Annotated in this window: 32 protein-coding genes; 29 read left to right on the top strand and 3 right to left on the bottom strand. The window is 51.4% G+C overall.

All coding sequences use genetic code 11. The features are described from left to right. Positions 1-32: 32 nt before the first annotated feature. A complete protein-coding gene (locus NHG65_RS15920) occupies positions 33-332 on the bottom strand; it encodes a helix-turn-helix domain-containing protein (protein ID WP_499182411.1) in 300 nt (99 codons plus the stop codon). 125 nt (positions 333-457) lie between these two features. On the opposite strand from NHG65_RS15920, the gene NHG65_RS15915 reads away from it, so the two are divergent. The 10 genes from NHG65_RS15915 (at position 458) to NHG65_RS15870 (ending at position 7,264) form a co-directional block, all read left to right on the top strand. Next, the gene (locus tag NHG65_RS15915) at positions 458-733 is read left to right on the top strand and encodes a Cox family DNA-binding protein (protein WP_261434583.1); all 276 of its coding nucleotides are present in this window, start codon (positions 458-460) and stop codon (positions 731-733) included. A 24-nt stretch (positions 734-757) separates the two neighbouring features. Continuing rightward, positions 758-928 carry a hypothetical protein gene (locus NHG65_RS15910; RefSeq protein ID WP_499182410.1) on the top strand — a complete coding sequence of 57 codons (171 nt, stop codon included), beginning with the start codon at positions 758-760 and terminating at the stop codon, positions 926-928. After that, positions 925-1,425 carry a phage replication protein B gene (gene repB / locus NHG65_RS15905; RefSeq protein ID WP_499182409.1) on the top strand — a complete coding sequence of 167 codons (501 nt, stop codon included), beginning with the start codon at positions 925-927 and terminating at the stop codon, positions 1,423-1,425. The genes NHG65_RS15910 and repB overlap by 4 nt, the downstream gene beginning before the upstream one ends. A gap of 69 nt (positions 1,426-1,494) precedes the next feature. Next, the gene (locus tag NHG65_RS15900; protein ID WP_499183488.1) at positions 1,495-1,746 is read left to right on the top strand and encodes a DUF2732 family protein; all 252 of its coding nucleotides are present in this window, start codon (positions 1,495-1,497) and stop codon (positions 1,744-1,746) included. Beyond that, on the top strand, positions 1,739-2,038 hold the full coding sequence (locus NHG65_RS15895; RefSeq protein ID WP_499182408.1) for a DUF5405 family protein: 300 nt from the start codon (positions 1,739-1,741) through the stop codon (positions 2,036-2,038). The genes NHG65_RS15900 and NHG65_RS15895 overlap by 8 nt, the downstream gene beginning before the upstream one ends. A gap of 2 nt (positions 2,039-2,040) precedes the next feature. Beyond that, a complete protein-coding gene (locus tag NHG65_RS15890; protein WP_499182407.1) occupies positions 2,041-2,256 on the top strand; it encodes a TraR/DksA C4-type zinc finger protein in 216 nt (71 codons plus the stop codon). A gap of 2 nt (positions 2,257-2,258) precedes the next feature. Then, positions 2,259-2,543, top strand: coding sequence for a DUF5405 family protein (locus NHG65_RS15885; protein WP_499182406.1), 285 nt, complete (start codon positions 2,259-2,261; stop codon positions 2,541-2,543). Further along, positions 2,540-2,752: a hypothetical protein gene (locus NHG65_RS15880; protein WP_499182405.1), complete on the top strand. Its 213-nt coding sequence runs from the start codon at positions 2,540-2,542 to the stop codon at positions 2,750-2,752. The genes NHG65_RS15885 and NHG65_RS15880 overlap by 4 nt, the downstream gene beginning before the upstream one ends. Next, positions 2,749-5,046, top strand: coding sequence for a replication endonuclease (locus NHG65_RS15875; RefSeq protein ID WP_499182404.1), 2,298 nt, complete (start codon positions 2,749-2,751; stop codon positions 5,044-5,046). The genes NHG65_RS15880 and NHG65_RS15875 overlap by 4 nt, the downstream gene beginning before the upstream one ends. A 97-nt stretch (positions 5,047-5,143) precedes the next feature. Continuing rightward, positions 5,144-7,264, top strand: coding sequence for a CHAT domain-containing protein (locus tag NHG65_RS15870; RefSeq protein ID WP_499182403.1), 2,121 nt, complete (start codon positions 5,144-5,146; stop codon positions 7,262-7,264). A gap of 871 nt (positions 7,265-8,135) precedes the next feature. Here the strand turns inward: NHG65_RS15870 and NHG65_RS15865 are convergent. Then, positions 8,136-9,167, bottom strand: coding sequence for a phage portal protein (locus NHG65_RS15865; RefSeq protein ID WP_499182402.1), 1,032 nt, complete (start codon positions 9,165-9,167; stop codon positions 8,136-8,138). Beyond that, positions 9,164-10,936 (bottom strand): terminase ATPase subunit family protein, encoded by a 1,773-nt coding sequence (locus NHG65_RS15860; protein WP_499182401.1) that lies wholly within the window; start codon positions 10,934-10,936, stop codon positions 9,164-9,166. The genes NHG65_RS15865 and NHG65_RS15860 overlap by 4 nt, the downstream gene beginning before the upstream one ends. Positions 10,937-11,096: 160 nt before the next feature. Between NHG65_RS15860 and NHG65_RS15855 the strand changes: the two genes are divergently transcribed. The 19 genes from NHG65_RS15855 to NHG65_RS15765 all read left to right on the top strand — a co-directional run bounded on the left by NHG65_RS15855 (position 11,097) and on the right by NHG65_RS15765 (position 23,637). Continuing rightward, complete coding sequence (locus NHG65_RS15855) at positions 11,097-11,942, top strand: GPO family capsid scaffolding protein (protein WP_499182400.1); 846 nt, start codon at positions 11,097-11,099, stop codon at positions 11,940-11,942. Between the two features lie 70 nt (positions 11,943-12,012). Further along, on the top strand, positions 12,013-13,215 hold the full coding sequence (locus tag NHG65_RS15850; protein WP_499182399.1) for a phage major capsid protein, P2 family: 1,203 nt from the start codon (positions 12,013-12,015) through the stop codon (positions 13,213-13,215). Positions 13,216-13,217: 2 nt separating this feature from the next. Further along, complete coding sequence (gpM, locus tag NHG65_RS15845) at positions 13,218-13,964, top strand: phage terminase small subunit (protein WP_499182398.1); 747 nt, start codon at positions 13,218-13,220, stop codon at positions 13,962-13,964. Between the two features lie 93 nt (positions 13,965-14,057). Then, the gene (locus NHG65_RS15840) at positions 14,058-14,564 is read left to right on the top strand and encodes a head completion/stabilization protein (RefSeq protein ID WP_499182397.1); all 507 of its coding nucleotides are present in this window, start codon (positions 14,058-14,060) and stop codon (positions 14,562-14,564) included. After that, a complete protein-coding gene (locus NHG65_RS15835) occupies positions 14,564-14,767 on the top strand; it encodes a tail protein X (RefSeq protein WP_099061768.1) in 204 nt (67 codons plus the stop codon). Before NHG65_RS15840 ends, NHG65_RS15835 begins: the two co-directional genes overlap by 1 nt. A gap of 2 nt (positions 14,768-14,769) precedes the next feature. After that, positions 14,770-14,979 carry an HP1 family phage holin gene (locus NHG65_RS15830; protein ID WP_099061767.1) on the top strand — a complete coding sequence of 70 codons (210 nt, stop codon included), beginning with the start codon at positions 14,770-14,772 and terminating at the stop codon, positions 14,977-14,979. Further along, entirely contained in the window at positions 14,963-15,472 is a 510-nt protein-coding gene (locus NHG65_RS15825) for a lysozyme (RefSeq protein ID WP_499182396.1), read from the top strand. Before NHG65_RS15830 ends, NHG65_RS15825 begins: the two co-directional genes overlap by 17 nt. Next, entirely contained in the window at positions 15,469-15,906 is a 438-nt protein-coding gene (gene lysB, locus NHG65_RS15820; protein ID WP_499182395.1) for an Rz-like lysis system protein LysB, read from the top strand. The genes NHG65_RS15825 and lysB overlap by 4 nt, the downstream gene beginning before the upstream one ends. After that, entirely contained in the window at positions 15,788-16,033 is a 246-nt protein-coding gene (lysC, locus tag NHG65_RS15815) for an Rz1-like lysis system protein LysC (protein WP_499182394.1), read from the top strand. Before lysB ends, lysC begins: the two co-directional genes overlap by 119 nt. Further along, positions 15,996-16,463: a phage tail protein gene (locus NHG65_RS15810; protein ID WP_499182393.1), complete on the top strand. Its 468-nt coding sequence runs from the start codon at positions 15,996-15,998 to the stop codon at positions 16,461-16,463. The genes lysC and NHG65_RS15810 overlap by 38 nt, the downstream gene beginning before the upstream one ends. Next, positions 16,456-16,905, top strand: a complete 450-nt coding sequence (locus NHG65_RS15805; protein ID WP_499182392.1) for a phage virion morphogenesis protein — start codon at positions 16,456-16,458, stop codon at positions 16,903-16,905. The genes NHG65_RS15810 and NHG65_RS15805 overlap by 8 nt, the downstream gene beginning before the upstream one ends. Positions 16,906-17,423: 518 nt before the next feature. Continuing rightward, a complete protein-coding gene (locus NHG65_RS15800; RefSeq protein WP_499182391.1) occupies positions 17,424-18,596 on the top strand; it encodes a reverse transcriptase family protein in 1,173 nt (390 codons plus the stop codon). Continuing rightward, positions 18,597-18,821, top strand: a complete 225-nt coding sequence (locus tag NHG65_RS15795; RefSeq protein ID WP_499182390.1) for a retron Se72 family effector protein — start codon at positions 18,597-18,599, stop codon at positions 18,819-18,821. It abuts the gene before it with no gap. 197 nt (positions 18,822-19,018) lie between these two features. Then, the gene (locus NHG65_RS15790) at positions 19,019-19,660 is read left to right on the top strand and encodes a phage baseplate assembly protein V (protein ID WP_499182389.1); all 642 of its coding nucleotides are present in this window, start codon (positions 19,019-19,021) and stop codon (positions 19,658-19,660) included. Next, positions 19,657-20,007, top strand: a complete 351-nt coding sequence (locus NHG65_RS15785; RefSeq protein WP_499182388.1) for a GPW/gp25 family protein — start codon at positions 19,657-19,659, stop codon at positions 20,005-20,007. Before NHG65_RS15790 ends, NHG65_RS15785 begins: the two co-directional genes overlap by 4 nt. A gap of 4 nt (positions 20,008-20,011) precedes the next feature. Then, positions 20,012-20,920: a baseplate assembly protein gene (locus NHG65_RS15780; RefSeq protein WP_499182387.1), complete on the top strand. Its 909-nt coding sequence runs from the start codon at positions 20,012-20,014 to the stop codon at positions 20,918-20,920. After that, positions 20,913-21,524 carry a phage tail protein I gene (locus NHG65_RS15775; RefSeq protein WP_499182386.1) on the top strand — a complete coding sequence of 204 codons (612 nt, stop codon included), beginning with the start codon at positions 20,913-20,915 and terminating at the stop codon, positions 21,522-21,524. The genes NHG65_RS15780 and NHG65_RS15775 overlap by 8 nt, the downstream gene beginning before the upstream one ends. After that, positions 21,521-23,014 carry a phage tail-collar fiber domain-containing protein gene (locus tag NHG65_RS15770; protein WP_499182385.1) on the top strand — a complete coding sequence of 498 codons (1,494 nt, stop codon included), beginning with the start codon at positions 21,521-21,523 and terminating at the stop codon, positions 23,012-23,014. Before NHG65_RS15775 ends, NHG65_RS15770 begins: the two co-directional genes overlap by 4 nt. Then, complete coding sequence (locus tag NHG65_RS15765; RefSeq protein WP_499182384.1) at positions 23,014-23,637, top strand: tail fiber assembly protein; 624 nt, start codon at positions 23,014-23,016, stop codon at positions 23,635-23,637. Before NHG65_RS15770 ends, NHG65_RS15765 begins: the two co-directional genes overlap by 1 nt. The last annotated feature ends 14 nt before the right edge of the window (positions 23,638-23,651 follow it).

Below are 23,651 nucleotides of genomic sequence, written 5' to 3'. Positions count from 1 at the left end.
AAAAGTGTTAAATAAATAACTTAGGTGAATGGTTAGCCAATCTTTTGGCCTGAGTGCTGCGAGGTTGTTGCCTCTTGCCCAAAGTGTGCGAGTGCCGGTGCTATTTGACCGGATTCTGGGGAGATTCGATCACTCATAAACCACAGCGTGTATTTTTCGAACCGTGGGTGGCTTAGGATTTTCATAGCTGCATCTAACCCCATCCCTTTTGACCTCGTTTCATAACTAGATAGTGAACTATAAGGAACACCAGTTAACTCACTGAATTCTTTCCTATTAAGCCGCTCAGACTCTCTAATCAACTTTAACTTCTCTGCTATGTCTATTGACATGGGACTCCCTTTGCATGATTATTTGCAAATCGTAGTAATTAAATGTCTTTGGTAGTAATTAAAGCCCTATAGGTAACTATAAACCCCTATAGGCAACTGATTACTACAATCGGAGAGGTTACCAGATGGAAAAGCAAGTAGTAAGGCTTTCTGATGCATTGCCGTATCAAGAATTTGCCAAAGTCATTGGCAAAAGCCCGGAGGCAGTGAAAGGGATGATTGATAAGGGCAAATTGCCAACGGTTGAAATGCGCAACCCCGAGACTCCTACAGCACGCGCGGAGCATTGGGTTTACCTACCGGCGTGGAATGCGGGAATGAAATTAGCCTATGAGCGCCGTCCAAAAGAAATTCGTGATGGGTGGCTTTTATGGTTAGGGCTTGGCGAACCATCGTCTTGATATCAGTGAAAGGGGGATAAAAACATGCAACAACCCATCTCAATCGCTCCAATGCTCTGGAATCATCAGACCGGCCGCGCGCTTGATATCACTATCACCCATGGCAAGGGCCGGAAAGGTATCGTCATTCGTACCCGCCGGGCTACCCGTTGGATCTCCTCCATCAAATCAACAATGCGGGGTTTTTCAAAATGACAGCTATCACCGCCGGTATTGTTCGTAACCAGCCCGCCGGGCTGCGTGCTTTAGTTGGGGAACGCCTCGCAGTTCCTCGCTGGAAAAGCACCTGTAATTTTTACAATCAGATGATGGAGCGTGAGCGCCTGACGGTTTGTTTTCACGCGGACTTAAAACAGCGCCACGCTGTTATGCGTCTGGAGGAAATGAGTGACTGCGAACGTGAGCGCGTTGTTTGCGCCATTGATGAGCTTCGCAGTGCCTTCGCTACCTATCGTAAACACGGCATTAGTAAATCTGGTTTTATTGGCAGACTGACTATCAGCCAAAGGCGCACTTTATTTCTGCATGCTGGGTTAACTGAGGCTGAATACAATCAGCCGTACTGGCGCATTGATGATGAGTCTTGCACATGGCGCGAGGCTTTATTTAGAGCGTTGCGTGAGCTATTTAATTTATTTGACCATGCGCCAACTATATTGACCTCGGTTAAACCCGAAGCATATTTCCATTAATTAATCAGTTCTAATTTTAAAGGCGCTTTATTGCGTCGGGCATTCTTTTATCTGGAGTTCTCTATGCACATGTATAAAACCGTGGGCCAAGAAATGCGAAATAAGGCTGATGCGGACTCACGTAATTTTATGTTGAACAACGCACGCGTTGAGGCAAAGGCTGATGCCGCTGTTAGCTTCTCATCTCACCTTGACCGTCTCGCAACGCATGCCGCCGTCAATCAACTGTCTAGCGTTGAGATTATCGAACTACTGCGGCAAGAGTCGGATAAATTTGACCATGAAGGCCGTGCGCATAAGCAGGGGGTTAATCATGGCTGAGTATCATTGTGTGGAAGTAAATAACGTGTTCGCCATCATGAAAATGGAAGCGGGCGGTTTAATTCTGGCCGAAGTGAAAATGGATAAAGAGACAAAAGAAAAATACTATCCAACCAGAGCTATTTACTCAAGTGAGTTAAAGCTGATTGCTGACCTTATTAATTTATCAGTGAAGCGGGGCGTTTTTCTTAAAACAATTACCAGCATTAGCGAAGTGATGAAGGAATCGCACCGCATTGCTGAATTAGGTCAGCAGGCACTCATTCATCTGAATAACGAATCGGAGCTATAACGATGCCGGATTTAATGGATCTGGTGCAACAGCGCCAGCAGGAGACGCTCACCGCGCAAATTAATGCGGCACGCATTAAAGGCGGAGTGTCTGCGTCAATTTGTGAAGAGTGTGACCAAGCTATCCCGGCCGCGCGTCGTGCAGCTTTTCCCGGTGTGACTCGTTGCGTGGCATGCCAAACCATCCACGAACTACAAACTAAACATTTCAGGGGGTAATCATGCTGCGCATTCCTATCGGTAAGGATTGGGTCGTCACCAGCGATGTCCATCAGTTCATTTTAAACCAGAAGAAACTGGTTAAAACCGGCAGCAAGAAGGGCGAGGTGTGGCTCGACGCAGTTGGTTATTACCCGACGGTCACGCAGTTGGTTTCCGGGTTGGTGCATCACCACGTTCGCGACTCAACCGTCACCAGCATTGCCAGTTTGGCCGCTGAGATTGAGCGTATCGGCAAGCTTTGCCAAGACGCATTTTCCACTCACTACGCGGCAGAAAAAAAATGACAACTAAGCAGCAATTTTTGATGGCCGTGACATCACCTTTTTCATGGGGCGCTTATGCCGCCGGTGTTTTTTTATCAATCCTAAAAGTCATGGGTTTTGTTCCCCATGGCTCATGGCTGCAGGTCACGTCTCCGGTGTGGGGTGTCCCGCTGATTCTGTTTGCAATGGTGGTGTCGTTCGAGTGGCAGGCTAACCGGAAGCAGAAATGAACAACGCCAGCGAACAAAGAGAGGCAAGGGGGCGTATAGCCCCCTCACCGCCGCCATCATTCGCTACAACTTCCGGCGAACCGTTCATCGGGGTTCATTCATGGAACGCCCCAAAAGCCGCCATCGGCAAAGAAAGACCGCTTACCCGTGAGCAACACGCTCAGGGGCAAGCTGTTTTGCGTAATATCCAATCCTTGCCGCATTTCCTCAGCCTTATTTTTCTGGGCCGCCATACCTATTTGCTGAAAGAGCAGGGGATCCACGCCGCTAATAAATGGCTGGTGCTCCAGTTTCAGCGTCGCATCTGGCCGCGTATCGAAATCGTTAACGAAAAGAACTCGATGAACATTAACGCATCGCCGTGCTTTATGGCGGAGGTGGACAACTATGCGAGCCTGCCGGGCATGGATGACAAGGAATTGCGACGCTTTGCTGACCGCGTTGCTGGTCAATTGCTGCAAAATTATGACCGCTATTGCGAGGAGTTTATCGCTGAAAATAACGGGGATAATTCACAGCTAATCAGCAACGGTGTTCAGGCTGAATTCTATGGCCGCATCGCGCGTATGGCACGGGCGTTTAACATTACTCCGATGCACTGGCGCAAATACCTCAAAGGTAGGCTGGACGCTACATCAGCGGTTGCCAGCCTGTCACGTCTGGTTAACTCCGAGTGGTGGGAACGCCAGTTGAAGGCCCAGCGCACGCGCTGGCGTGAGGCGTTGCTTATTGCTGCCGGTGAAGTGAACCTCAAAAAACACCCTTACGCGAGTAAGCAGGCTATCCGTGAGGTGCAGGCCCGGCGGCTTGCTAATATGGACTATCTGAAAGGGTGCGAGCTGGAGAATGTTGCTACCGGTGAGCGTATCGACCTAATTGATAAGGTTATGGCCAGCATATCTAACCCGGAAATCCGCCGCATGGAGCTGATGAGCACCATCGCAGGAATAGAGAAGTTTGCGGCCAGCGAGAAGCATGTCGGCATGTTTATCACCATCACCACTCCATCGAAATACCACCCGACCCGCGTCGTCGGCAAAGAAGGGGCTGAAAAAGTCCAGTTTAACCACAACTGGGATTTAGAGGCTTTTTCACCGAAAGACGGTCAGCGTTATCTCGTATACATCTGGAGCAAGATGCGCACCGCGTTTAAAGACAACGATTTGAGCGTTTACGGTATGCGCGTCGTTGAGCCACATCATGACGGTACACCGCACTGGCATATGATGCTTTTTTGCCAGTGCAAGCAGCGTCAGGACGTCATCGATATCATGCGACGCTATGCCTTGAAAGAGGACGGCGACGAACGCGGTGCGGCAAAGAACCGGTTTGAAGCCAAGCACATGAACAAGGGCGGCGCGGCGGGGTATATCGCAAAATACATCGCCAAAAATATCGACGGTTATGCGCTCGACGGCCAGATTGACCACGACACCGGCAAGCCGTTGCGCGATATGGCTGCGGCGGTGACATCCTGGGCGTCAACGTGGAGAATCCCGCAGTTTCAGCCTATTGGCGTTCCCACCATGGGCGCTTACCGTGAGTGCCGGGCCGCTTGCCTTCGTGGCGTTAGCCTGTCCGATTCCTTTGATGAGCGAGTCGAGGCAGTGCGTGCGGCGGCTGATGCTGGAGACTTTGCCGCCTACATGGCCGGGCAGGGTGGCGCAAACGTCCCGCGTGATGTGCAGACTGTTCGCGTTGCGCGCAAGGTGGCTGATGAGCCGAACGTGTATGACGAAGAAGTGCAAAAGGTTGTCGGCATTTTTGCCCCACACCTTGGCGCAGGCCATATCCACGAAACCCGCTCAACAGAATGGCGTATTGTTCGTAAGGCTGTTGACGTTGACGTTAATCCTTTGGCTTTAAAAAGCGCCTCCGGCGCGCCTCGGAGTCCTGTCAATAACTGTGGGGAGGTTCAGCAAGAACCTGATCCAGATATGCAGGTAGCAACGCCTGAGTTTGTCACGGCGGTGATGAATTTGATTGAGGGCGGGGATGTTAGCTGGAATGACGCCGACGTTGCCAAGACGATGAGAGACGCTGCAAGGGGGCAATCACCGAAGGGCAACCACCAAGAAATCGCCCGGAACCGTAGGAAATCGCGAAATGATGCGCCATCGGCACGTTTAACACCGGCAGAACGGGCAAGGATTCCGCAAATACGGTTTGAACTGGCGCAGCAGGGCATTATCGCAACTTATTGGGAGCTGAGAGTGTTGGCGCGTGGAGCAATGGTATGCTTTTCCGATAAGAGGTTTTTATATCCAGCCATTGATTTATGGCCGGTGTTTTGAATGCACCTTTGGCTCAAAAAGTCTATAATACTTAATGTAAATTCCAAACTGAACTAGTAGGTATAACATGGAGTTGTTGCATACGTTAGGGTCGGTAGTGAAAATCGTAATTATGCCTACCGATGGGGAACAGAGTTTTTTTCAGGGTTTTGATAACGGGGTTGTTAAAAATCCAGAGGTGGCGGAGCTTATTTTTTTACTCAGCAAGACCCCTAAGGATATAAAAGAAATATTCATTCGTCCAGAGGGGGAAGATGAAGGTGAAGAGTTACTTGTGGGGCAAAATACAATGGTTCTCGTTTCCAGAGAATATGTAGAAAAAGTCAGTTTGTTTTTTCACGCTCCTTTTTGTTTGATTTTTTGTATTCCTCAAGATTTTTCTTTTGTTAAATCATTGTCAAAGAAATTCACTATCCCACCTATAATATGTAGTAGTATAAAGGGTGCTGATATTCTCCCGTCTGCAGTGAATAGTATTTACGCATTTGATAGCCTTCTTTACTCAAAATTAAAAGTGCTAGAAAATAAACTAAAAAATAATGGTGGTGGAAAGAAAATCACCCCTAAGCTTAAAAGAAGGGGTGCTATATTCAAAGGGAGCCCTTGGAGTGGGACGCTAAACAACACTACCAAGCCTAATGAGTTACTTATCGAGTCTATGGGTTTTATGCTTTCGCGCGAGAAAGAACTTAAAAAAGGTAGTAGCAGGAGAGAATTCATAAATTGTATTATAAATAGCGTTGTTGCGTATGAGGACTGTTTAAGGGAGTTGGGTACGGCCCCGTCATCTGAAGTGATAGTTTATGCGCCAGGTATGTTTTCGTTCTTTCATAATAAAGAAAGTTCATTATTTGAATTTATTGAAAGGGATTTGAGTAATGATGAGAAAAAGTTCTTAATTAATGGTGTGTTAAGAAATCCAGATTATTCAGGGTATATAATAAAACCTGAAAATGAAAATAATAGCATTAAAAATATCATGAATAATCCCAAGGTTAATTTTTTTATTCGGATGAGGCGTGCGGAGTTGCGTCTTACCGCAGCAGCCATTTCATTATTCAGCATTAATAAAAACTCGCCTGCAATAAGATTGCCAAATGAAATTAATCACTTTGGCCATCACCTTAAAAAGCTTGAGCAACTAGCTTGCTTACATGGAATAGATGACCCTAGGTTTATAAAAAAAGGTAAAGCGTTTAACACACTAATAAAAAGAGTTATCGGCGGGAAGTTGAGAGATTTCATTAATGATGGCTATAATGATATTACTTTTGTTTGCGATATCCCTTTGGATTGGATTAGATTTGGCAAAATACCAATTATGTTAAGTCATGACATATCAAGAATTAATGCAACTCCGGGCAATTTTTTATTGCAGAATGCATCTACGTTTTTAAAGGTTGTTATTAAAAGTTCCGAAATGAGGAAATTTTTAATAATACGTTCATTTGAACCAGATGATCACTTAAAGTTTCACTTGGAGATGGCGATAGAAACTTTCAAGAAAAACATGCCAGATCTTGAGTGTTTAATTGTTGATGTCAAGACAAAAGACGAGTTTATTGATGCCTTGAATCAATATGATGGTTATATACTTATAATAGATTGTCATGGGAGTCATGGGGGGGACAAAGAAAATGGATGGCTAGTCATTGGTGAGGAAAAGGTGGATACATGGCAATTAAAGAAAGTAGCACGTGTGCCACCAATTGTAATCCTCAGTGCTTGTTTAACATCAGCCGTTAGTGGTTCCCATGCTTCGGTAGCAAATGGTTTTTTAGTTAGTGGCGCGCTAAGTGTAATTGGAACATTGTTACCTGTAAATGCATTTGATTCTGCGGTTTTTGTAAGTAGATTAATTTATCGTTTTTACCAATTCCCATTAGCAATACCTCATGAGTACACTCATATTAATATGCGGTTTTTCCTTTCGTTATTTCTTAGAATGTCATATGTCACCGATATATTTCGAGGGTTTGAAAAAACAGGAAGATTAGAGGCGGATTCTTGGTATCAAAAAAATATAGAAATAAACACGTCGATAAATATGCTTAATCCCAATTGGTTTGAATATCTCGTAGAGGGTATTTCAGAAATGACATCACTTTCAAACTCGGAGGTCTATAATATTATAGAGACTGATTTTTTCATGACTGAGACTATGTGTTATAGTCAGATTGGTTTTCCGGACTCAATAGAAATAAGTCTTAGGGATTGATTGCTCTTATTTTTTTAATTTAGTTTTTTGCCACGGTTAATTGTTTCTGTGGCTTTTTTTAATGACGGTATTGTTTTGTATTATTGTCGTGGTTGCACATGTTAAGTGTTCGTTTTTAATTGATTGTTTTGTTACAACCTGCGGTGATGATCGTTTTTTTATATTTCTTTGTCTTCTGAGTTGGTTGTAATTCCCATTTCCTAAACGGTGCTTGTTAGAGGATTAAAAGAAAAATGAACTTTTATTGATAGCAGAGATAGACAATGTTGATATAACTCTTACAGACAAGTCTCTTTATAGTTGCTGTTATTTTTTATTGTTGGCTTGATAAAAAACACTAAATTTATTATTTTGTCAGGGCATTGAATTGCGATGGTAAAATTGAAAAATTTGGTCGGTGTCTCTGACACAACAAAAACCATACTATGGATAAGGGACCGGCTCGCTCGTAAAAACCTGCATTTTGCATTTCAATCAATCTTATGAAAAATCATCTCAGTCATCACTGAGAAATGAGAGCTATATGATGTATGTTTTCTAATAAAGGACAAATCACCGAAGCTTACATACGCTGCATCATATTGCATGTGAATCTCTCTATTTGTTTGGGTAATGGTGGGCAGAACTGACACGGCTTGGATGACCTATTGCAACTGCATTAAAACCGACCCATGAAGCGGGCAGGCGTGGCGGGGATAGCATTGCGCGCAGGCACGTATTTAATTATCAGAATTGACGGCGTCAGCGCGTCGTGATGGTGTTGGGGTTCTTTGGTTTGATTCGTGGTGCGTGCAGTGGCGCGGGCTGTGGTGGGCGTCAGAGGGCGTTTGCGGGTGGGTGTGAAAAGGCCGCCAATCAGGCGGCCGGTTTATCATTCGTCATCGTTGTCGAGGGTGTATTTTTTAAAGCGGATGACCTCCTCGCCGATCCAATCATTCACCTCAGTGATGCGCTGCTGTAGCGGCGTCAGCTCGTTGCGGACGAACACCCTTGCGGCCTTCTCCACGTCACCCACTGACCCGACGTTCTCCGGTTTACCACCCATCAGTTGATAGGGGATGCGGTGGGCGTCCAGCAGGTCGGCGGCGCTGACTTTTTTGATGTTGAAGAAATCGTCCTTTGTCGCTACCTCACTGAGCGGCACTATCTTGATGCCGTCGGGCTTTCCGTTCGGCGCGTAGAAAAACAGGTTTTTAAAATTCCCCATGCCTTTCGAGTCGCTCATCGCATCGCGCAGCGCTTCCACGTCGGTATTGTTCTGCGCAGCGTCCGTCACGTACATGATATAGCCTGCGTGTGCGCCGTTCTGGTAATACTTGCGGCGGAACAAAGTGGCGGACTCGTTTAGCCAGGCTGAATTGAGCGCCGACAGGTATTCCGGCATCCCATACAGCTCTTGGTTGATATCCGGCTCCAGCAGGTGGAAAACGCTGTTAGCGGCGAACGGGTGCGGCTCAACGAACGATTGCACAAACCAATACACGCCGGGTTCAACACCGCGCCGGGTGTATTTGGCCGGGGAGGTCTCCAGCTTCAACAGCTTGCCGCTCACGCTCTGGCGCTTCTCTAAAAAAGCGTTGCCGAACACCAAATAATCCAGCACAAACCGGCTGAAATCTTGCTGTGATAGCAGGGGGTGCGTGATGTAGGTGCTCGCTAAAATGTTGCGCTTTACATAAATCGGCGAGCTGTGGTGAACGGCGGCGCGCAGGCTTTTCGCCAGCCCGGAAAAGCTGATAGGCGGTTCAATCCACTTGCCGTTACCCACGCACTCGGTGTAGTCCAGAATCTCGCGGCGATCCAGAACGGCCGACGGCTCGCCAAAGGTAAACGCCTGCATTTTCTGGTCAGGTTCTTTGACGGTTAGATTCTCTTTTGCCTTGTTGCGATTACGTTTGCTCATCGGTTGAACTCCAGAATAGATTTAGAGGGCTGGCCGTTGGCGGCGGTCAGGGGTTCATTTAGCAGAGCGTGCATGGTGGCCCACGCAACGTCGGCGTGACTGGCTTCCTCGCTGCGGCTCGCCTCGTAGGTCATGCCTCGGCCGCTGGCGGTCATGGTTTTGCGGATGGCCATAAACGATTTTGTGATGTCGGTATAGGCGGTGTCGTACTCCAGCCGGCCGCTGCCGATAGTGTCTTTTGCCTTCAACACCATGGCGGTCTTCACCTCGGCGCTGTAGCGGATTTCGCGGGCGGCCGGGTAGAAGGCGCGCACCAACTGGAAAACACCTTGCCCGATGCCGGTGGCGTCGATGCCGATATATTCCACGTTATATTTTCCGGTCAGTTTGCGGATGGATTCGGCCTGCGTGGCAAAGTCCATGCCTTTCCACTGGTGGCGCTCCAGTATGCGGAACTTACCGCCCGTCACCATCGGCGGGGCCAGCACCACGCAACCGGCGCTGTCACCGGAGTGCGCCGGGTCATAGCCGACCCACACCGGCCGGTCACCGAATGGCCGGTCAGCGTAAGGGTTAACGTCCGTCCATTCGACCAGACTGTCGACCATGCAGCCCTGCAACTCCTCAAACGGGAACACTGACGCGCTATCGTCGACAAACTCACACATGAACAGGTTGCGGAAATCCTCGGCGCTGTTCTCGCGCTTCAACACGTCGAGGTCAAACAGGTTACAGCCACCGCGCAAGGCGTCCTCGATGGTGACGATTTGCCGCCATTGACCGTCATCGCACAGTTTCCCGGCAGCTAAGGTGCGGTGGCTGATATCGATCTCGACGTGTTCGCTGGTGCTTTTGCGGCCCTTGTTAAACAGCTCGCCAGACCAAAACGGAAACGCGCCATGTGCCAGCGTTGATGGGGTGGAAAAGTAGGTCGACCGGAGGTGCTTTTGCGAGGCCATGCCGGAGGCGACTTTGCGCAGCTTCTGGAAGTTGGGGATCCAAAAAATCTCATCGACCAGCAGGTCGCCGTTATGGCTCTGCGCGGTGTTGGAATTGGTGCCGAGAAAAATCAGTTTCGCGCCGTTGTTGCCGAGCACAATCGGGTCACCGGTCAACTCAACGTCAACCCGCCGGGCAAACTGAATAATGTACTCGCGGAACACATACGCCTGCGTTTTGCTGGCCGACAGGAATATTTGGTTATGGCCGGTTTTAAGCGCGTGCAGCAGTGACTCGCGGGAAAAATAGAAGGTCGCCCCAATCTGGCGCGATTTCAGAATATCACGGATGCGGTGCGCCAGTCCGGCCTTGTGCCAGCCGAGCTGATAATCGAAAGACTCGTCATAAAAAATCTCCTCCAGCTTCGCAATGGCCTCGTCACTGAAATAGTTCTTTGTCGGCTTTTTGCGCTCACCTTTGTTGCGGTTGGCAACGTTGGGATTGAGGTCCGCCTCATTGTCGGAATTCATGTAGCGGCTGACGCGCGCGAGGCGCTCAATCTGGCGGCCTAACAGGTCAATTTCTTTGTAGTCGCTGCCCTCTTTTTTCGTCTTGAGAACGAGCTGCACCATTCGCGCCTCAATGCTGGATTCGACGCGGGAAATCGGCGCGATATCGTCCCATTTTTCCCGCTGTTTCCAGCTCTGCACCGTGGGCGCTTTCTGCTTCAACATCTCTGCGATTTGCTTCACTGAGAAACCTTGCCAGTACAGCAACGCAGCCTGTCGGCGCGGGTCGCTGAGTAACGAGGTGTCGGTCTGGATTTGCATGATATGCCCTCATGTGGATGACGAGGGCAAGGCTACGCAAGCCACGACGGCCGCGCGCTAATGTGCTGTTGTCTGGGGGATAGTCCGTCGGCAGTCGCTGGCCGTGAGGGTGGTCAGTCGGGAAACTAGCTCCGACCTTAACCACTCAGGACAATGGCTCATGGCAAAGAAAGTATCGAAATGGTTCCGCATCGGTGTCGAGGGCGACACCTGTGACGGCCGCGTGATTGACGGTAACGATATTCAGGATATGGCGGACAGTTTTGACCCGCGAGTTTATGGCTGTCGTATCAATCTGGAGCATTTTAAAGGCTTGCTTCCTAACGGCGATTTTAAACGCCTTGGCGACGTGGTCGAAGTGAAGTCCGAGAAGATTGATGATGATTCCATCCTCAACGGCAAGTTGGCGCTGTTCGGCAAAATGTCCCCGACCGATGAGCTGGTCGGCATGGTCAAGGCCAGCCAAAAAGTTTACACCTCGATGGAAATCCGCCCGAATTTTGCCAACACCGGCAAATGCTACCTCGTCGGTCTGGCGGTCACTGATGACCCGGCCAGCCTCGGCACCGAATACCTCGAATTCTGTTCCCGCGCCAAGACTAACCCGCTGGCCGGTAAAAAAGCCGAGCCGGGTGATGTGTTTTCGGTGGCGACTGAGGTGCTGCTGGAGTTTGAGGAACTGCCTGACAGTCTGCTGACCAACCTGACCGACCGTGTAAAAGGCATGTTCAGCCGCAAACAAGTCAGCGATGACGCGCGATTCAGTGATGTGCATGACGCGGTCACTGTTATCGCCGAGCAGGTGCAAACCAACGGCGACAGTACCGAAACACGCTTCGCGCAGCTTGAGCAGGAAATTGCGGGGCTGAAAGGTGAGGTAACAGCCGGTCAGGAGCAGCTTTCCGAGCTTCAGACCACCCTCGATACCACCGAGAACCTGAGCCAGCAGCGACGCCCGAAAGCCTCCGGCGGCAACGGTGAAGACAGCCTGTTGACCAACTGCTGATACCAGCCAGGGCGGGGCGCGTTGCGCGCCGCTGTGAAGTAACCCGAATTCATCGAATCAGGATAATGCAATGAAGACAAAGACCCGCTTTCAATTTAACGCCTATCTGAAACAAGTTGCCAAGCTAAACGGCATCACGGACGTCGGCGATGTCGGCAAAAAATTCAGCGTAGAGCCGTCAGTGACGCAATCGCTGATGAATATCGTACAGGAGTCCTCTGAGTTCCTGACCCGCATCAACATGACCCCGGTTGCCGAGCTGAAGGGCGAGAAGGTCGGCGTGGGTGTTAACGGTTCGATTGCCAGCACCACCGATACCGACGGCGGCAAAGAGCGTCAGACCGCGGATTTCACCTCGCTGGAGTCCAATAAATACGAGTGCCAGCAGGTGAACTTTGATTTCCATCTGCGCTATAACCAGCTTGATTTGTGGGTGCGCTATCAGGATTTCCAGTTACGTATCCGCAACGCCATCGCCAAGCGTCAGGCACTGGATTTCATCATGGCCGGGTTCAACGGCACCAGCCGCGCGGCGACCTCTGACCGTGCAAAAAATCCGATGCTGCAAGATGTGGCTGAGGGCTGGCTGGAAAAATACCGCAAAGAAGCCCCATCCCGCGTGATGAGCAAAATCACCGGCGAAGATGGTGCGGTAATTTCGGCGGTCATTCGCATTGGCGAGGGCGGCGATTATGCCAACCTCGACGCGGTGGTGATGGATGCGACCAACAACCTGATTGCGCCATGGCATCAGGAGTCGCCTGACCTTGTGGTGATTTGTGGCCGTAAATTGTTGGCCGACAAATACTTCCCGCTGGTTAATCAAGCGCAACCCAACACCGAGGCGCTGGCCGCCGACGTGATTGTCAGTCAGAAGCGCATCGGTAACCTGCCTGCCGTGCGCGTGCCGTTCTTCCCGGCTAACGCCATCTTTATCACCACGCTCGCCAATCTGTCGATTTACATCATGGATGACAGTCACCGTCGTCACATTGAAGAAAACGCCAAGCGTGACCGCGTCGAGAACTACGAGTCGATGAAAATTGACTATGTGGTCGAAGACTATCCGGCCGGTTGCCTGATTGAAAACATCGAGCTGCTGCCCGCACCGACTGAAAAATCGGCCGCGCTGGTATCTAACGTGATCCAGCAGTCATCCGGTGCGGATATCACTGCATTGGCTGACGCTATCGTGCTGGCGGTCAGCAAGGGGGCGGCTGCGCAACCTGCGCCAACCGGTGAAGACACTCAAGAAACCAAAGGCGAAGAGTAACCATGACGAGTCCCGCACAGCGTCACATGATGCGGGTCTCGGCCGTGGAGGCCGCGCAGCGGGTAGATAACCCGCTGCGCCATGCCACCGCCTACGAGCAAATGCTCGTTAAGCTGGCCGCAGACCGCACCAAGCTGAAACTTATCCATTCTGTTGAGAGAAAGGCCGACCACAAGCGCGCCATGTTGCCGTTATACGCGCCATGGGTGGCGGGTGTATTAGCCGAAGGTCGGGGTGCGCAGGATGACATTCTGATGACGGTCATGCAGTGGAAGCTCGACGCCGATGACATTCCCGGTGCGCTGGAAATTGCGCCCTATGCCCTGAAATACCGTCTCAAGGTGCCGAACAACAAACGGCCGGTCGCGTATCTGTTTGCCGAAGAGGTAGCGCTGTCGGCAGAACGCAGCCGCAAGGCGGGAAGCCCCGCCAACATTGATGACCTGCGCGTCGCCATTGAGATGACCGCCGCCGAGGATATGCCTGACATGGTCAAGGCCAAGCTCTACAAGGTGGCCGGTCTTATGTTGAGCGACAGCGGTGACCCTGCGCAGGCGCTGGAGTACCTCGCCCGCGCAATGCAGCTCGACAGCAATGCCGGGGTGAAAAAAGAGATCCAAAAATGCGAGAGCGCCCTCAAGCCGAAGCCTGCGCCCGTCACCAAGAGAACAACCACGCGCACGCGTAAGGCTGCCGCCACTCCGGCCAAACGCGGGCGACCACGAAAGGCGGTAAAAACCGCCGGTTAACAGAACGCACCCCGTGCCGGGCGGCACGATGGCCGCGAGTGTCTTTTGACTTATCAACGCCATCGTCCACCGCCCACCCATTTTGAGGTTGTCATGACGACAGTGATTATGCGTAACCCGGTCGAACCGCAGGCCGAGCCGACGGCCATTATCCCGCAGCCGGATGCGCCAGAGCCGGTGATTAAAAACACGTTCTTTTTCCCGGACGTTGACCCGAAGCGCATCCGCGAATTGATGCGGCTGGAGTACACGGTCACGCCTGAGCGCCTGCGCTTTGCCATTCGCAGCGGTATCGCGGAGGCGAATGCGGAGCTGTATCTCTATCGTGAGAAGCAAATCGCGGCCGGGTTCAAGACGCTGGCCGAGGTTCCTGCCGATGAAATCGACGGCGAAAGCGAGAAGTGTTTTCACTACCTGAGCGCGGTCTGTGCCATGACCACGGCAACGCTGTACGAACGTTACCGGGGCGCAGATGCCAGCGCCAAGGGGGACAAAAAAGCCGACAGCGTTGAGGTGTCCATTGATGAGCACTGGCGGGATATGCGCTGGTCAATCGCCCGGTTGCAGGGCAAGCCGCGCTGCATTGTCGGGCAAATCTGATGAACGTCATCGCGCTTCAAGGGGACACGCTCGACGCGCTGTGTTATCGCGCCTACGGCCGCACCGAGGGCGTGGTCGAGGCTGTGCTGCTGGCTAATCCGGGGCTGGCTGAGCTGGGTGTCATCTTGCCGCATGGCACGGTGGTCACGCTGCCAGTGATTGACACGGCTCCGGCATCCGAAACCGTTCAGCTATGGGATTAACCATGGAGAAAGTTACCTCGTTTATTGCCTACGCCGTTGCGGTGCTGCTGGCGTGGGCTGGGAAGTATTCCGCGCAGGATATCGCGCTGATTGTTGGCGCGGTGGTCGGCGTCGGCACTTTTTTTACTAACTGGTATTACCGCCGCAAAAGCTATTTGCTGCTGAAAAATGTCGGCATCCCCCGGGAGGTTTTCGATGAAATCAATCGTTAAGCGGTGCAGCGTCGCCGTCGTGCTGGCGCTGGCGGCCCTGTTGCCGGACTTTACCCGGCTGCATACGTCGATGGCGGGCCTTGAGCTGATTGCCAATCTGGAAGGGTGCCGCCTGAGTCCGTATCAATGCAGTGCGGGCGTCTGGACAAGTGGCATCGGTCACACGGCCGGGGTTAACCCCGGGCGACCCATTACCGAGCGGGAAGCGGCGGTCAATCTGGTGGCTGACGTCATGCGGGTCGAGAAACGCCTCGCGCAGTGCATGCCGGTGACCATGCCGCAACCGGTCTATGACGCCGTGGTCAGCTTTGCGTTTAACGTCGGTACCGGCGCGGCCTGTTCGTCGACGTTGGCGCATTTCATCAATAAAAAACAGTGGTCCGCCGCATGTAATCAGCTTCCCCGTTGGGTGTTTGTCAATGGCGTCAGGTCTGCCGGGCTGGAGAACCGCCGGGGGCGGGAAGTGGCGTTATGCATGACGGGGGCATTATGAGTCGCAGTAGCAAACTTTTTCTGGCGCTGGTGTTGCTGGCGGTCATTGCCTTGATGAAATGGCAGGTTCTTACCCTCGGGGATCGACTGGATGCCGCGAAGCTGGAAAACGTCAGGGTAGTGGCGGCGCTAGCCGAAAGCCGCACGGCTATAGCTGCGCTACAGGACAGCGCCTTGAGCAATGAGCGAGAGCAGGTCATTTTACGCCAGCGCATCGCTGCCGCTGACCAGTTGGCAAGTCGCCGAAACCACACAATTACGAGGTTGCTCAATGAAAATGACGTTCTGCGCCGCTGGTATCAGTCTGCTTTGCCTGATGATGTTATCGGGCTGCACACCCGTCCCGACTTTGCCACCCCCGACGATTATTTACGCTGGTTGTCCGAAGGTCAGCAGTTGCCCGCTGCCCGGCAGCAGCCCGAAAACCAACGGTGATTTAAGCGCGGATATTTTCAATCTTGAGCGTGCGCTGGTGAGCTGCGCGCTACAGGTAGAGACCGTGAAAAAATGTCAGGAGGAACACGATGTTAAAACCGAAAAGTTTGCGCAAAGCGCTCTATGACGCAGTGCCGAAACTCAAGGCGAACCCGTATATGCTGCGTATTTTTATCGATAGTGGTGTCATCGGTGCAACGCTGGCCGCGTCCCTGTCCTTTGAAAATCGCTACATGCTCAACGTCATGGTCACCGATTACCCGGATGATATTGATTTTCTGCTGGTGCCAATTGGAGCATGGTTGCGGGAGAATCAGCCCGATATCATGACCACGGATGAGGGCAAGAAAAAAGGCTTTACCTACGAGGTCGATATCAACAGCGACGACAGCATTGATGTCAGTATCTACCTGAAACTGACCGAGCGCACGCTGGTGAAAGAGGTTGACCGGGCGCTGCACGTCTCACACGCGCCGGAGCCACCCTTACCGATACCGGTGGAAAGGCCGATGCAGCTTTATGTTAACGGTGACTTGGTGAGTAAATGGGATGAATGAGTTAAAGCCCTTTGATGACAAGCTCGCCGGGCTGATTGCGGGGCTGTCTGCCTCCAGTCGCCGACAGATGGCCGCCGAGATTGCGAAGCGTCTGCGCACCAGTCAGCAGGGCCGAATTAAACGCCAACAGACACCGGACGGTGCGCCCTATGCTGACCGTAAACGTCAGCCGATCCGCAGCAAAAAGGGGCGGGTTAAGCGACAGATGTTCGCCAAGCTGCGCACCAATCGCTACATGAAGGCCAAAGGGTCGGCTGATGAGGCGCTGGTCGAGTTTGTGGGGCGTGTACAGCGCATGGCGCGCGTGCATCAGGAGGGGTTATATGATCACGCAAGTCGTTTTTCGAGGTTGGTAAAGTATGAAAAACGTGCGCTTTTGGGCTGGGAGCCAGCCGAGGTTGAAGCGATTGGTAATATTATCATTAATTATCTTGACTCTTAATTTTTCAATATTACAATCTGTTTCAGAGGTGGCATTCGCCTCTTGTGCTCTTTAGATATGTCAATTTCAATCAGGAACCGAAGCCTAGGCGATCCGAAAGGATCATGACCGGTCATGCGGGGGTATCGTGCGATTTCGTGGAAGATGTGTTCCGCGCATCAATTCGTTGCACATACAATCGACAGTTGTCTGGCGAAAAGGTTAGGAGTTATTCAAGTCGATTATTTTATCCTGATGTAGATCCTTGGTCTGGCCGTACATGTGTACGATTAAACTAGGAAATACGAAAATGTTTACATTCAAACTAAAATTGACTATCAACAAAACTAAGAGCTTGGTGCAAAATCTTCGAGAGAGGAATTGTACGACAGAGCAAATTGACTTGAATTCACGCAGCAGAGTAACTACGTTTGTGGGACTCGCTCCGTGGGCTAGTTTAGTAGTGGTATGTATTGAACTGCTATTGAAACTTAGCTAACTCCTAACCACTTTTCCGCTCTAATACATTTGGAAAGGTTATGGACAAACCTAATTACCCACATTTTCCCATCGCTTCTATAGATGCATTGGCCCGTTGTTTGGGAGTAGCATCAACTAAGCTGTTATCAATTTCTAAAGATATAGATAATTCATATTCTGAATTTATTATAGAATCCAAAGGAAAAGATCGCACAGTATATGAACCAAAGTTCGAGTTAAAGAGAATTCAAAAAAGAATAAACAAAAGAATATTCGAGAAGGTTAAATATCCGACATATCTACATGGGGGAATTAGAGACTCTGATAATAAGCGTGATTATGTAGAAAACGCGCGAGTGCATTCAGCTAGTGGTTGTAAGACTATTATTGGTCTCGATGTGAGGAATTTTTATGACAATATAAAGTCGGATAAAGTCACTCCAATATTTAAGTTGTTATTTAAATTTCCAAATGATGTGTCTGAGCTTTTGACTAATCTAACCACATATAGAGGTAAGGTTCCTCAAGGAGCATGTACCTCATCATACATAGCCAACCTTGTTTTCTTTAACTCAGAATACACAGTTGTATCGAGACTTAGAAGTCTAGGTATTAGTTATACACGGCTATTAGATGATGTAACTTTATCCTCACCAAAGGAGCTATCGGCGGAGCGCATTAGTGAGTGTATCCGAAGCGTGGTTGCTCTATTCAAAAAACATGGCTTAGAACACAATAAAAAGAAAACAAGAGTTGAGAATAAAAAAATTAATGTTCAATCCTTTATTGTTACTGGCCTTTGGGTTGGACATAAAGTACCTAAAGTAACAAGGCATGAGCGCAGATATATCAGAGCTATGGTTCATGCTTGTGAACGTTTATACTTGGCTGGGAATTCAACTGATGAGTATCATGAGATTTGGAACAAAACATCAGGGCTGGTTGCAAAATTAAATAGGTTGGAACAGTCAAATCATAAAGGCCTTAGGGAACGGTTAAATAATGTTTTGCCAGTGTATGATGATTCCGCTAGACGGAAAATAATACTGGATTGTAAAAGTTTGTTGAGGTTGAATCCGGCAGGATTGAATTATGGTCAGTTGACCAGGCTGAATTTGGTTTATTCTAAGTTAGGGATTCTGTCTAGAAACTATCTTTTTGAATCCAGGTTGTGGCGCCGACGATTAAGTGCGCACTTTAAGAATAAACCAAAGAAAAGTGAGGTGTGGTAGATGTCGTCTCAAACAGAAGTTCATGATGGTGTTGTGAAGGCCTTCAATTCTTTTAAGGGATTCGGGTTTATCACTAGAGATAAAGGTAAGGATGTGTTCTTTTTTTATGAGGAAATAGTTGGAGAGGATAGGTTCTTAAATATTGGTGATAGGGTTAGGTTTACCATTGAGAAAAAATCCAAAGGCCCTAGAGCCTATAACATTGAAAAGCTATCATCAGAGTGATTTGTTCTGGAGAATTAGTGTGTTGTTTAACACATTAATTCCCCCAGTATGTTTAAAGTGTGTTCACCATTGTAATGGTGATTTAGGCATCTATTCATCTTAATCTGAGCATATCTAAAAAACTACGCTTGTTGTTTCACCCTCTAACTAATTGCATTTGTTTGTAGACTGATAATGTATCGGTCATCCTTCCTTCCATGAACACACTCGAATCGATTTCAGAACTTACTCGCGCAGTGCGCAACCTCATCCGTATTGGTGTCATCGTTGACGTTGACACCGGGAGAGCACGTTGTCGTGTTCAACTTGGAGGTAATACCTCGGACTGGTTGCAATGGCTGACCTGCCGCGCCGGTGGTGCCCGCACATGGTGGGCGCCGTCCATTGGCGAACAGGTATTGTTGTTGGCGTTGGGCGGCGAACTCGATACTGCTTTTGTGCTGCCGGGTATTTATTCCGACGACTTTCCGGCCCCGTCGGCGTCGGCCGAAGCCTATCACGTCAGCTTTCCCGATGGTGCGGTCATTGAGTACGAGCCACAAACCGGCGCGTTGAGTGTTTCCGGCATTGTCACCGCCGACGTGAGCGCCTCGACGTCCGTCAAGGTGACCGCCCCCACGGTGACTGTTAATGCTAGCGAAAAAATCAACCTCAACGCCCCCGTCGTGGAATGCAGTAATCAGTTAGTGACCGGCACCATTCAGATTAAAGAGGGTGGCGAGATGACCGGCGACCTGAGCCATACCGGCGGCAGCATCACATCAAATGGCGTTGTCGTGCATACCCACACCCACGGCGGCGTTCAGACCGGCGGCGGCAAAACGGATAAACCCTCATGACAGTGCGCTACACCGGCATGAGCCGGGAAACCGGCCGAACCCTGACAGACAGCGAACATATCAGCCAGAGCGTGCGCGATATCCTCATTACGCCTGTCGGCTCGCGGGTGATGCGCCGTGAGTATGGCTCGCTGTTGTCGGCCCTGATTGACCAGCCACAAAATCCAGCGGTCAACGGGCAAGTGATGGCCGCCTGTTACATGGCCATTCTCAAATGGGAGCCGCGTATCAGGCTGTCGTCGATCACCTTTGAGAAAACCTTCAGCGGTCAGATGTTCGTTGATATTACCGGCGTGCGCCAAGACACCACCGGCGGCACATTTTCGTTAACCGTTCCATTGAGCTGACACCATGCCGACTATTGATTTAAGCCAGCTTCCCGCGCCGAACGTGGTTGAACCGCTGGACTATGAAACCCTGCTTGCTGAGCGCAAGGCAACGCTGATTTCTCTTTATCCGGCAGACCAGCAGGAAGCCATTGCCCGCACTTTAGCTCTGGAGTCCGAGCCTATCGTCAAGTTGCTGCAGGAAAACGCCTATCGAGAGGTGTTACTACGCCAGCGCGTAAATGAGGCGGCGCAGGCGGTCATGCTGGGGTATGCCGCAGGCAGTGACCTCGACCAGCTCGGCGGCAATTATAACGTTGCCCGACTGGTGATTACCCCGGCCGACGACAGCATATTGCCCCCTGTGACCGCCGTCATGGAAAGTGACAGCGATTTCCGTGTGCGGATCCAGCAGGCCTTTGAAGGGCTGAGCGTGGCCGGGTCGGTCGGCGCGTATCAATTCCATGGTCGCAGTGCTGACGGCCGCGTCGCCGACGTGTCTGTCACCAGCCCAACACCGGCGAGCGTCACGGTGTCGGTGTTGTCCCGTGAGGGTGACGGCACGGCCAGCCCGGAGCTGATTGCGATTGTTGCGGCGGCACTCAATGCCGAGGATGTGCGGCCGGTGGCTGACCGGGTGACCGTACAGTCGGCGACGATTGTTCCCTATGTGATTGAGGCTGTGCTCTACCTGTTTCCGGGGCCGGAGGCCGAGCCTGTTCGACAAGCATCGGAGCAAAAGCTCAAGGCCTATATCAGCACGCAGCATCGCCTCGGTCGGGATATCCGCCTGTCGGCCATCTATGCCGCGCTGCATGTGGAAGGGGTGCAGCGGGTGGATCTAAAGAGCCCGGCGGGCGATATCGTTTTAGACGAGACGCAGGCATCAAGCTGTTCACGCTACCAACTGACTGTTGGGGGATCCGATGAGTGATGGTCGCCTGCTGCCGGTCGGCGCGTCACCGTTAGAAGTGGCAGCAGCCACGGCCTGCGCTGAGTTTGCACGGGTGCCGGTACCGCTGCGACAGCTCTGGAACCCTCAAGCCTGCCCGCTCAACCTGTTGCCGTATCTGGCATGGGCATTTTCTGTCGACCGATGGGATGAGCGCTGGCCGGAGGCGACAAAACGCAGCGTTGTCGAGAGCGCGCATTTTGTTCATCGACATAAAGGCACCATCAGCGCACTGCGTCGCGTCGTTGAGCCGCTGGGTTATCTGATTGAGGTGCGCGAGTGGTGGCAGCTTAACGAGACCCCCGGCACGTTTCGGTTGGTTGTCGGCGTACTGGAAACCGGCATCACCGATGAAATGTATCGGGAGCTGGAGCGCATGATAGCCGACGCTAAACCAGCGAGCCGCCACCTTATCGGCCTTGCGATTAGCCTGTCCAGTGTTGGTGCTGGCTATGTGGGCGCAGCCAGTTACAGCGGCGATGCACTGACCGTTTATCCCTATTTACCCGAAACAATTTCTGTCGGCGGTACCGGTTACACCGGCGCGGCAATTCATCTTATTGACAACCTGAGAGTAAACGCATGACAGCAAAATTCTTTGCCATTCTGACCAATCAGGGCGCGGCGAAACTGGCGAATGCGGCCGCACTTGGCACCCGAGTTGATATGACGCATATTGCCGTCGGGGACGGTGGCGGCGTCCTGCCGACGCCTGACGCGGCGCAAGCGACCCTTAAGGGGGAAAAGCGTCGCGCGGCCATCAATATGCTGACCATTGACCCCGGCAACGACAGTCAGATTATCGCCGAGCAAATCATCCCGGAAAATGAGGGAGGTTGGTGGATCCGAGAGATTGGTCTGTTTTCTGCTGACGGCACGCTGATTGCGGTCGCTAACTGCCCGGAAACCTACAAGCCGCAGTTACAGGAAGGCAGCGGCCGCACGCAAACCATTCGCATGGTGCTGATTGTCTCCAGCACCGAGGCAGTGACGCTTAAGATTGACCCGTCCGTCGTGCTGGCAACGCGGCAGTATGTTGATGAACAAATCGGCCAGCATGCAAAATCGCGCAATCACCCCGACGCCACTTTAACGGAAAAGGGCTTTGTGCAACTCAATAGCGCCACTGACAGCAATAGTGAGGTGCGGGCAGCAACCCCTAAAGCGGTGAAGGCGGCGAATGATAATGCGAACACCCGATTATCAACGGCCAATAACCTGAGCGAGATCCGCGTCGCCGGGCGCAATGCACAATTGGTCGCACAGGAAAATATTGGGCTTGCTGAATACGGTATTTCCCCGGCGGTTAAGGCAACAACGGGGACGGATTTAAATACTGTCCTGACGCGGGGTGATAGCGTTGTGACTGCTCCGCTTAATGGGCCCATGAGTGGTGATACCGGGACTATTTTCTTGCAGGTGAGGACATGGCAATCGGGAACGGGTGTTACAGGTTACCGTACGGTTCAAGAGGCTAGCGGTTACGGTCAATCAGGTAGCACGGGCGGCAGGGTTTGGCGGCGCACGTGGACGGGCAGCGTCTGGAGCAATTGGATTGAGTTTTATTCTGAATCACGCAAGCCCACCGCTGATGATGTTGGGGCAATTACGCGCAGCGATGCACCTGTAGGTATTCCGCAACCCTGGCCGCTTGCCACTGCGCCGACAGGCTGGTTGAAATGCAACGGGGCCGCATTCGATAAAGCCAAATACCCATTATTGGCACAAACCTACTCAAATGGCCGCCTGCCTGACCTGCGCGGTGAATTCCTGCGGGGCTGGGATGATGGCCGAGGGGTAGACAGCAGTCGTGCCGTTTTGTCCGCTCAAGCTGACGCCGTGCAGAAATTTACCGGTAAAACCAATGGCATTCAGCACTTTATCCCCGGATTGTCGACCGAGGGGATTATCGCACAGGGGCAGGCCGTTGCCAGCACAAGTGGCCTGACAGAAACATCAGGCGGCACCGGAAATGGCGTGTTTAGGGTTGAAATTGATGCATCGCGACAAATCCGCACGGCAGCAGAAACCCGCCCACGCAACATCGCATTTAACTACATCGTGAGAGCCGCATAATGAGCAAATACAGTACTGCACTACCTACCGCAACTCTGAGTGATACAGGTCTGGCCGTGGGGGCGGGTTGGCTGACGGTTTACAGCATTGAGCCGGTACAGCGTGAGTATCAGCAAGCCGTATTGGAATATCTACCGGAGGGTGTCGGCCTGCCTGCGTTGAGTTTCGTGGATAAACCGACACTGCCTAATAAAGCCGGATTGGCGCTGGTGCGAAGCGTTGACGGGACTGCGTGGGAGACACTGCCTGATTACCGTGGGCAGACGGCTTACAGTACGATTACCGGCGAACCGCAGACTGTGGCTGTCATCGGTGATTTTCCGCACGATGTGACGCTGGAAGTGCCAGCAACGCCGTTTGATAAGTGGAACGGTAAAAAATGGGTAACGGATACCCGTGAGCAACAGCAAGCGGCAGTTGATGCGGCGCAGCAGGAGCTGATGTTACGTCAGCAAACGGCGGAGAGCGCAATCGCGCCACTGGAGACGGCCATTAGACTGAAGATGGCAACGGAGGCAGAAAAAGCGGCGCTTACCGCGTGGGAAACCTACAGCGTACTGTTGAATCGTGTGGATACGACAACCGCGCCTGATGTGGCGTGGCCGCAGTCGCCGGACGCCTAAAAAAATAGCCCGTA

The sequence above is a fragment of the Serratia myotis genome (genome assembly GCF_027474885.1).
Classification (GTDB): domain Bacteria; phylum Pseudomonadota; class Gammaproteobacteria; order Enterobacterales; family Enterobacteriaceae; genus Serratia; species Serratia proteamaculans.
Note: the sequence above shows the minus strand (reverse complement) of the source record. Positions and strands in the feature narration are given on the sequence as shown.

Coding starts and splice junctions, on each gene's coding strand:
- NHG65_RS15920 (WP_499182411.1), bottom strand. CDS start 332: ATGTCAATAGACATAGCAGAGAAGTTAAAGTTGATTAGAGAGTCTGAG.
- NHG65_RS15915 (WP_261434583.1), top strand. CDS start 458: ATGGAAAAGCAAGTAGTAAGGCTTTCTGATGCATTGCCGTATCAAGAA.
- NHG65_RS15910 (WP_499182410.1), top strand. CDS start 758: ATGCAACAACCCATCTCAATCGCTCCAATGCTCTGGAATCATCAGACC.
- repB (WP_499182409.1), top strand. CDS start 925: ATGACAGCTATCACCGCCGGTATTGTTCGTAACCAGCCCGCCGGGCTG.
- NHG65_RS15900 (WP_499183488.1), top strand. CDS start 1,495: ATGTATAAAACCGTGGGCCAAGAAATGCGAAATAAGGCTGATGCGGAC.
- NHG65_RS15895 (WP_499182408.1), top strand. CDS start 1,739: ATGGCTGAGTATCATTGTGTGGAAGTAAATAACGTGTTCGCCATCATG.
- NHG65_RS15890 (WP_499182407.1), top strand. CDS start 2,041: ATGCCGGATTTAATGGATCTGGTGCAACAGCGCCAGCAGGAGACGCTC.
- NHG65_RS15885 (WP_499182406.1), top strand. CDS start 2,259: ATGCTGCGCATTCCTATCGGTAAGGATTGGGTCGTCACCAGCGATGTC.
- NHG65_RS15880 (WP_499182405.1), top strand. CDS start 2,540: ATGACAACTAAGCAGCAATTTTTGATGGCCGTGACATCACCTTTTTCA.
- NHG65_RS15875 (WP_499182404.1), top strand. CDS start 2,749: ATGAACAACGCCAGCGAACAAAGAGAGGCAAGGGGGCGTATAGCCCCC.
- NHG65_RS15865 (WP_499182402.1), bottom strand. CDS start 9,167: ATGAGCAAACGTAATCGCAACAAGGCAAAAGAGAATCTAACCGTCAAA.
- NHG65_RS15860 (WP_499182401.1), bottom strand. CDS start 10,936: ATGCAAATCCAGACCGACACCTCGTTACTCAGCGACCCGCGCCGACAG.
- NHG65_RS15855 (WP_499182400.1), top strand. CDS start 11,097: ATGGCAAAGAAAGTATCGAAATGGTTCCGCATCGGTGTCGAGGGCGAC.
- NHG65_RS15850 (WP_499182399.1), top strand. CDS start 12,013: ATGAAGACAAAGACCCGCTTTCAATTTAACGCCTATCTGAAACAAGTT.
- gpM (WP_499182398.1), top strand. CDS start 13,218: ATGACGAGTCCCGCACAGCGTCACATGATGCGGGTCTCGGCCGTGGAG.
- NHG65_RS15840 (WP_499182397.1), top strand. CDS start 14,058: ATGACGACAGTGATTATGCGTAACCCGGTCGAACCGCAGGCCGAGCCG.
- NHG65_RS15835 (WP_099061768.1), top strand. CDS start 14,564: ATGAACGTCATCGCGCTTCAAGGGGACACGCTCGACGCGCTGTGTTAT.
- NHG65_RS15830 (WP_099061767.1), top strand. CDS start 14,770: ATGGAGAAAGTTACCTCGTTTATTGCCTACGCCGTTGCGGTGCTGCTG.
- NHG65_RS15825 (WP_499182396.1), top strand. CDS start 14,963: ATGAAATCAATCGTTAAGCGGTGCAGCGTCGCCGTCGTGCTGGCGCTG.
- lysB (WP_499182395.1), top strand. CDS start 15,469: ATGAGTCGCAGTAGCAAACTTTTTCTGGCGCTGGTGTTGCTGGCGGTC.
- lysC (WP_499182394.1), top strand. CDS start 15,788: ATGATGTTATCGGGCTGCACACCCGTCCCGACTTTGCCACCCCCGACG.
- NHG65_RS15810 (WP_499182393.1), top strand. CDS start 15,996: ATGTTAAAACCGAAAAGTTTGCGCAAAGCGCTCTATGACGCAGTGCCG.
- NHG65_RS15805 (WP_499182392.1), top strand. CDS start 16,456: ATGAATGAGTTAAAGCCCTTTGATGACAAGCTCGCCGGGCTGATTGCG.
- NHG65_RS15800 (WP_499182391.1), top strand. CDS start 17,424: ATGGACAAACCTAATTACCCACATTTTCCCATCGCTTCTATAGATGCA.
- NHG65_RS15795 (WP_499182390.1), top strand. CDS start 18,597: ATGTCGTCTCAAACAGAAGTTCATGATGGTGTTGTGAAGGCCTTCAAT.
- NHG65_RS15790 (WP_499182389.1), top strand. CDS start 19,019: ATGAACACACTCGAATCGATTTCAGAACTTACTCGCGCAGTGCGCAAC.
- NHG65_RS15785 (WP_499182388.1), top strand. CDS start 19,657: ATGACAGTGCGCTACACCGGCATGAGCCGGGAAACCGGCCGAACCCTG.
- NHG65_RS15780 (WP_499182387.1), top strand. CDS start 20,012: ATGCCGACTATTGATTTAAGCCAGCTTCCCGCGCCGAACGTGGTTGAA.
- NHG65_RS15775 (WP_499182386.1), top strand. CDS start 20,913: ATGAGTGATGGTCGCCTGCTGCCGGTCGGCGCGTCACCGTTAGAAGTG.
- NHG65_RS15770 (WP_499182385.1), top strand. CDS start 21,521: ATGACAGCAAAATTCTTTGCCATTCTGACCAATCAGGGCGCGGCGAAA.
- NHG65_RS15765 (WP_499182384.1), top strand. CDS start 23,014: ATGAGCAAATACAGTACTGCACTACCTACCGCAACTCTGAGTGATACA.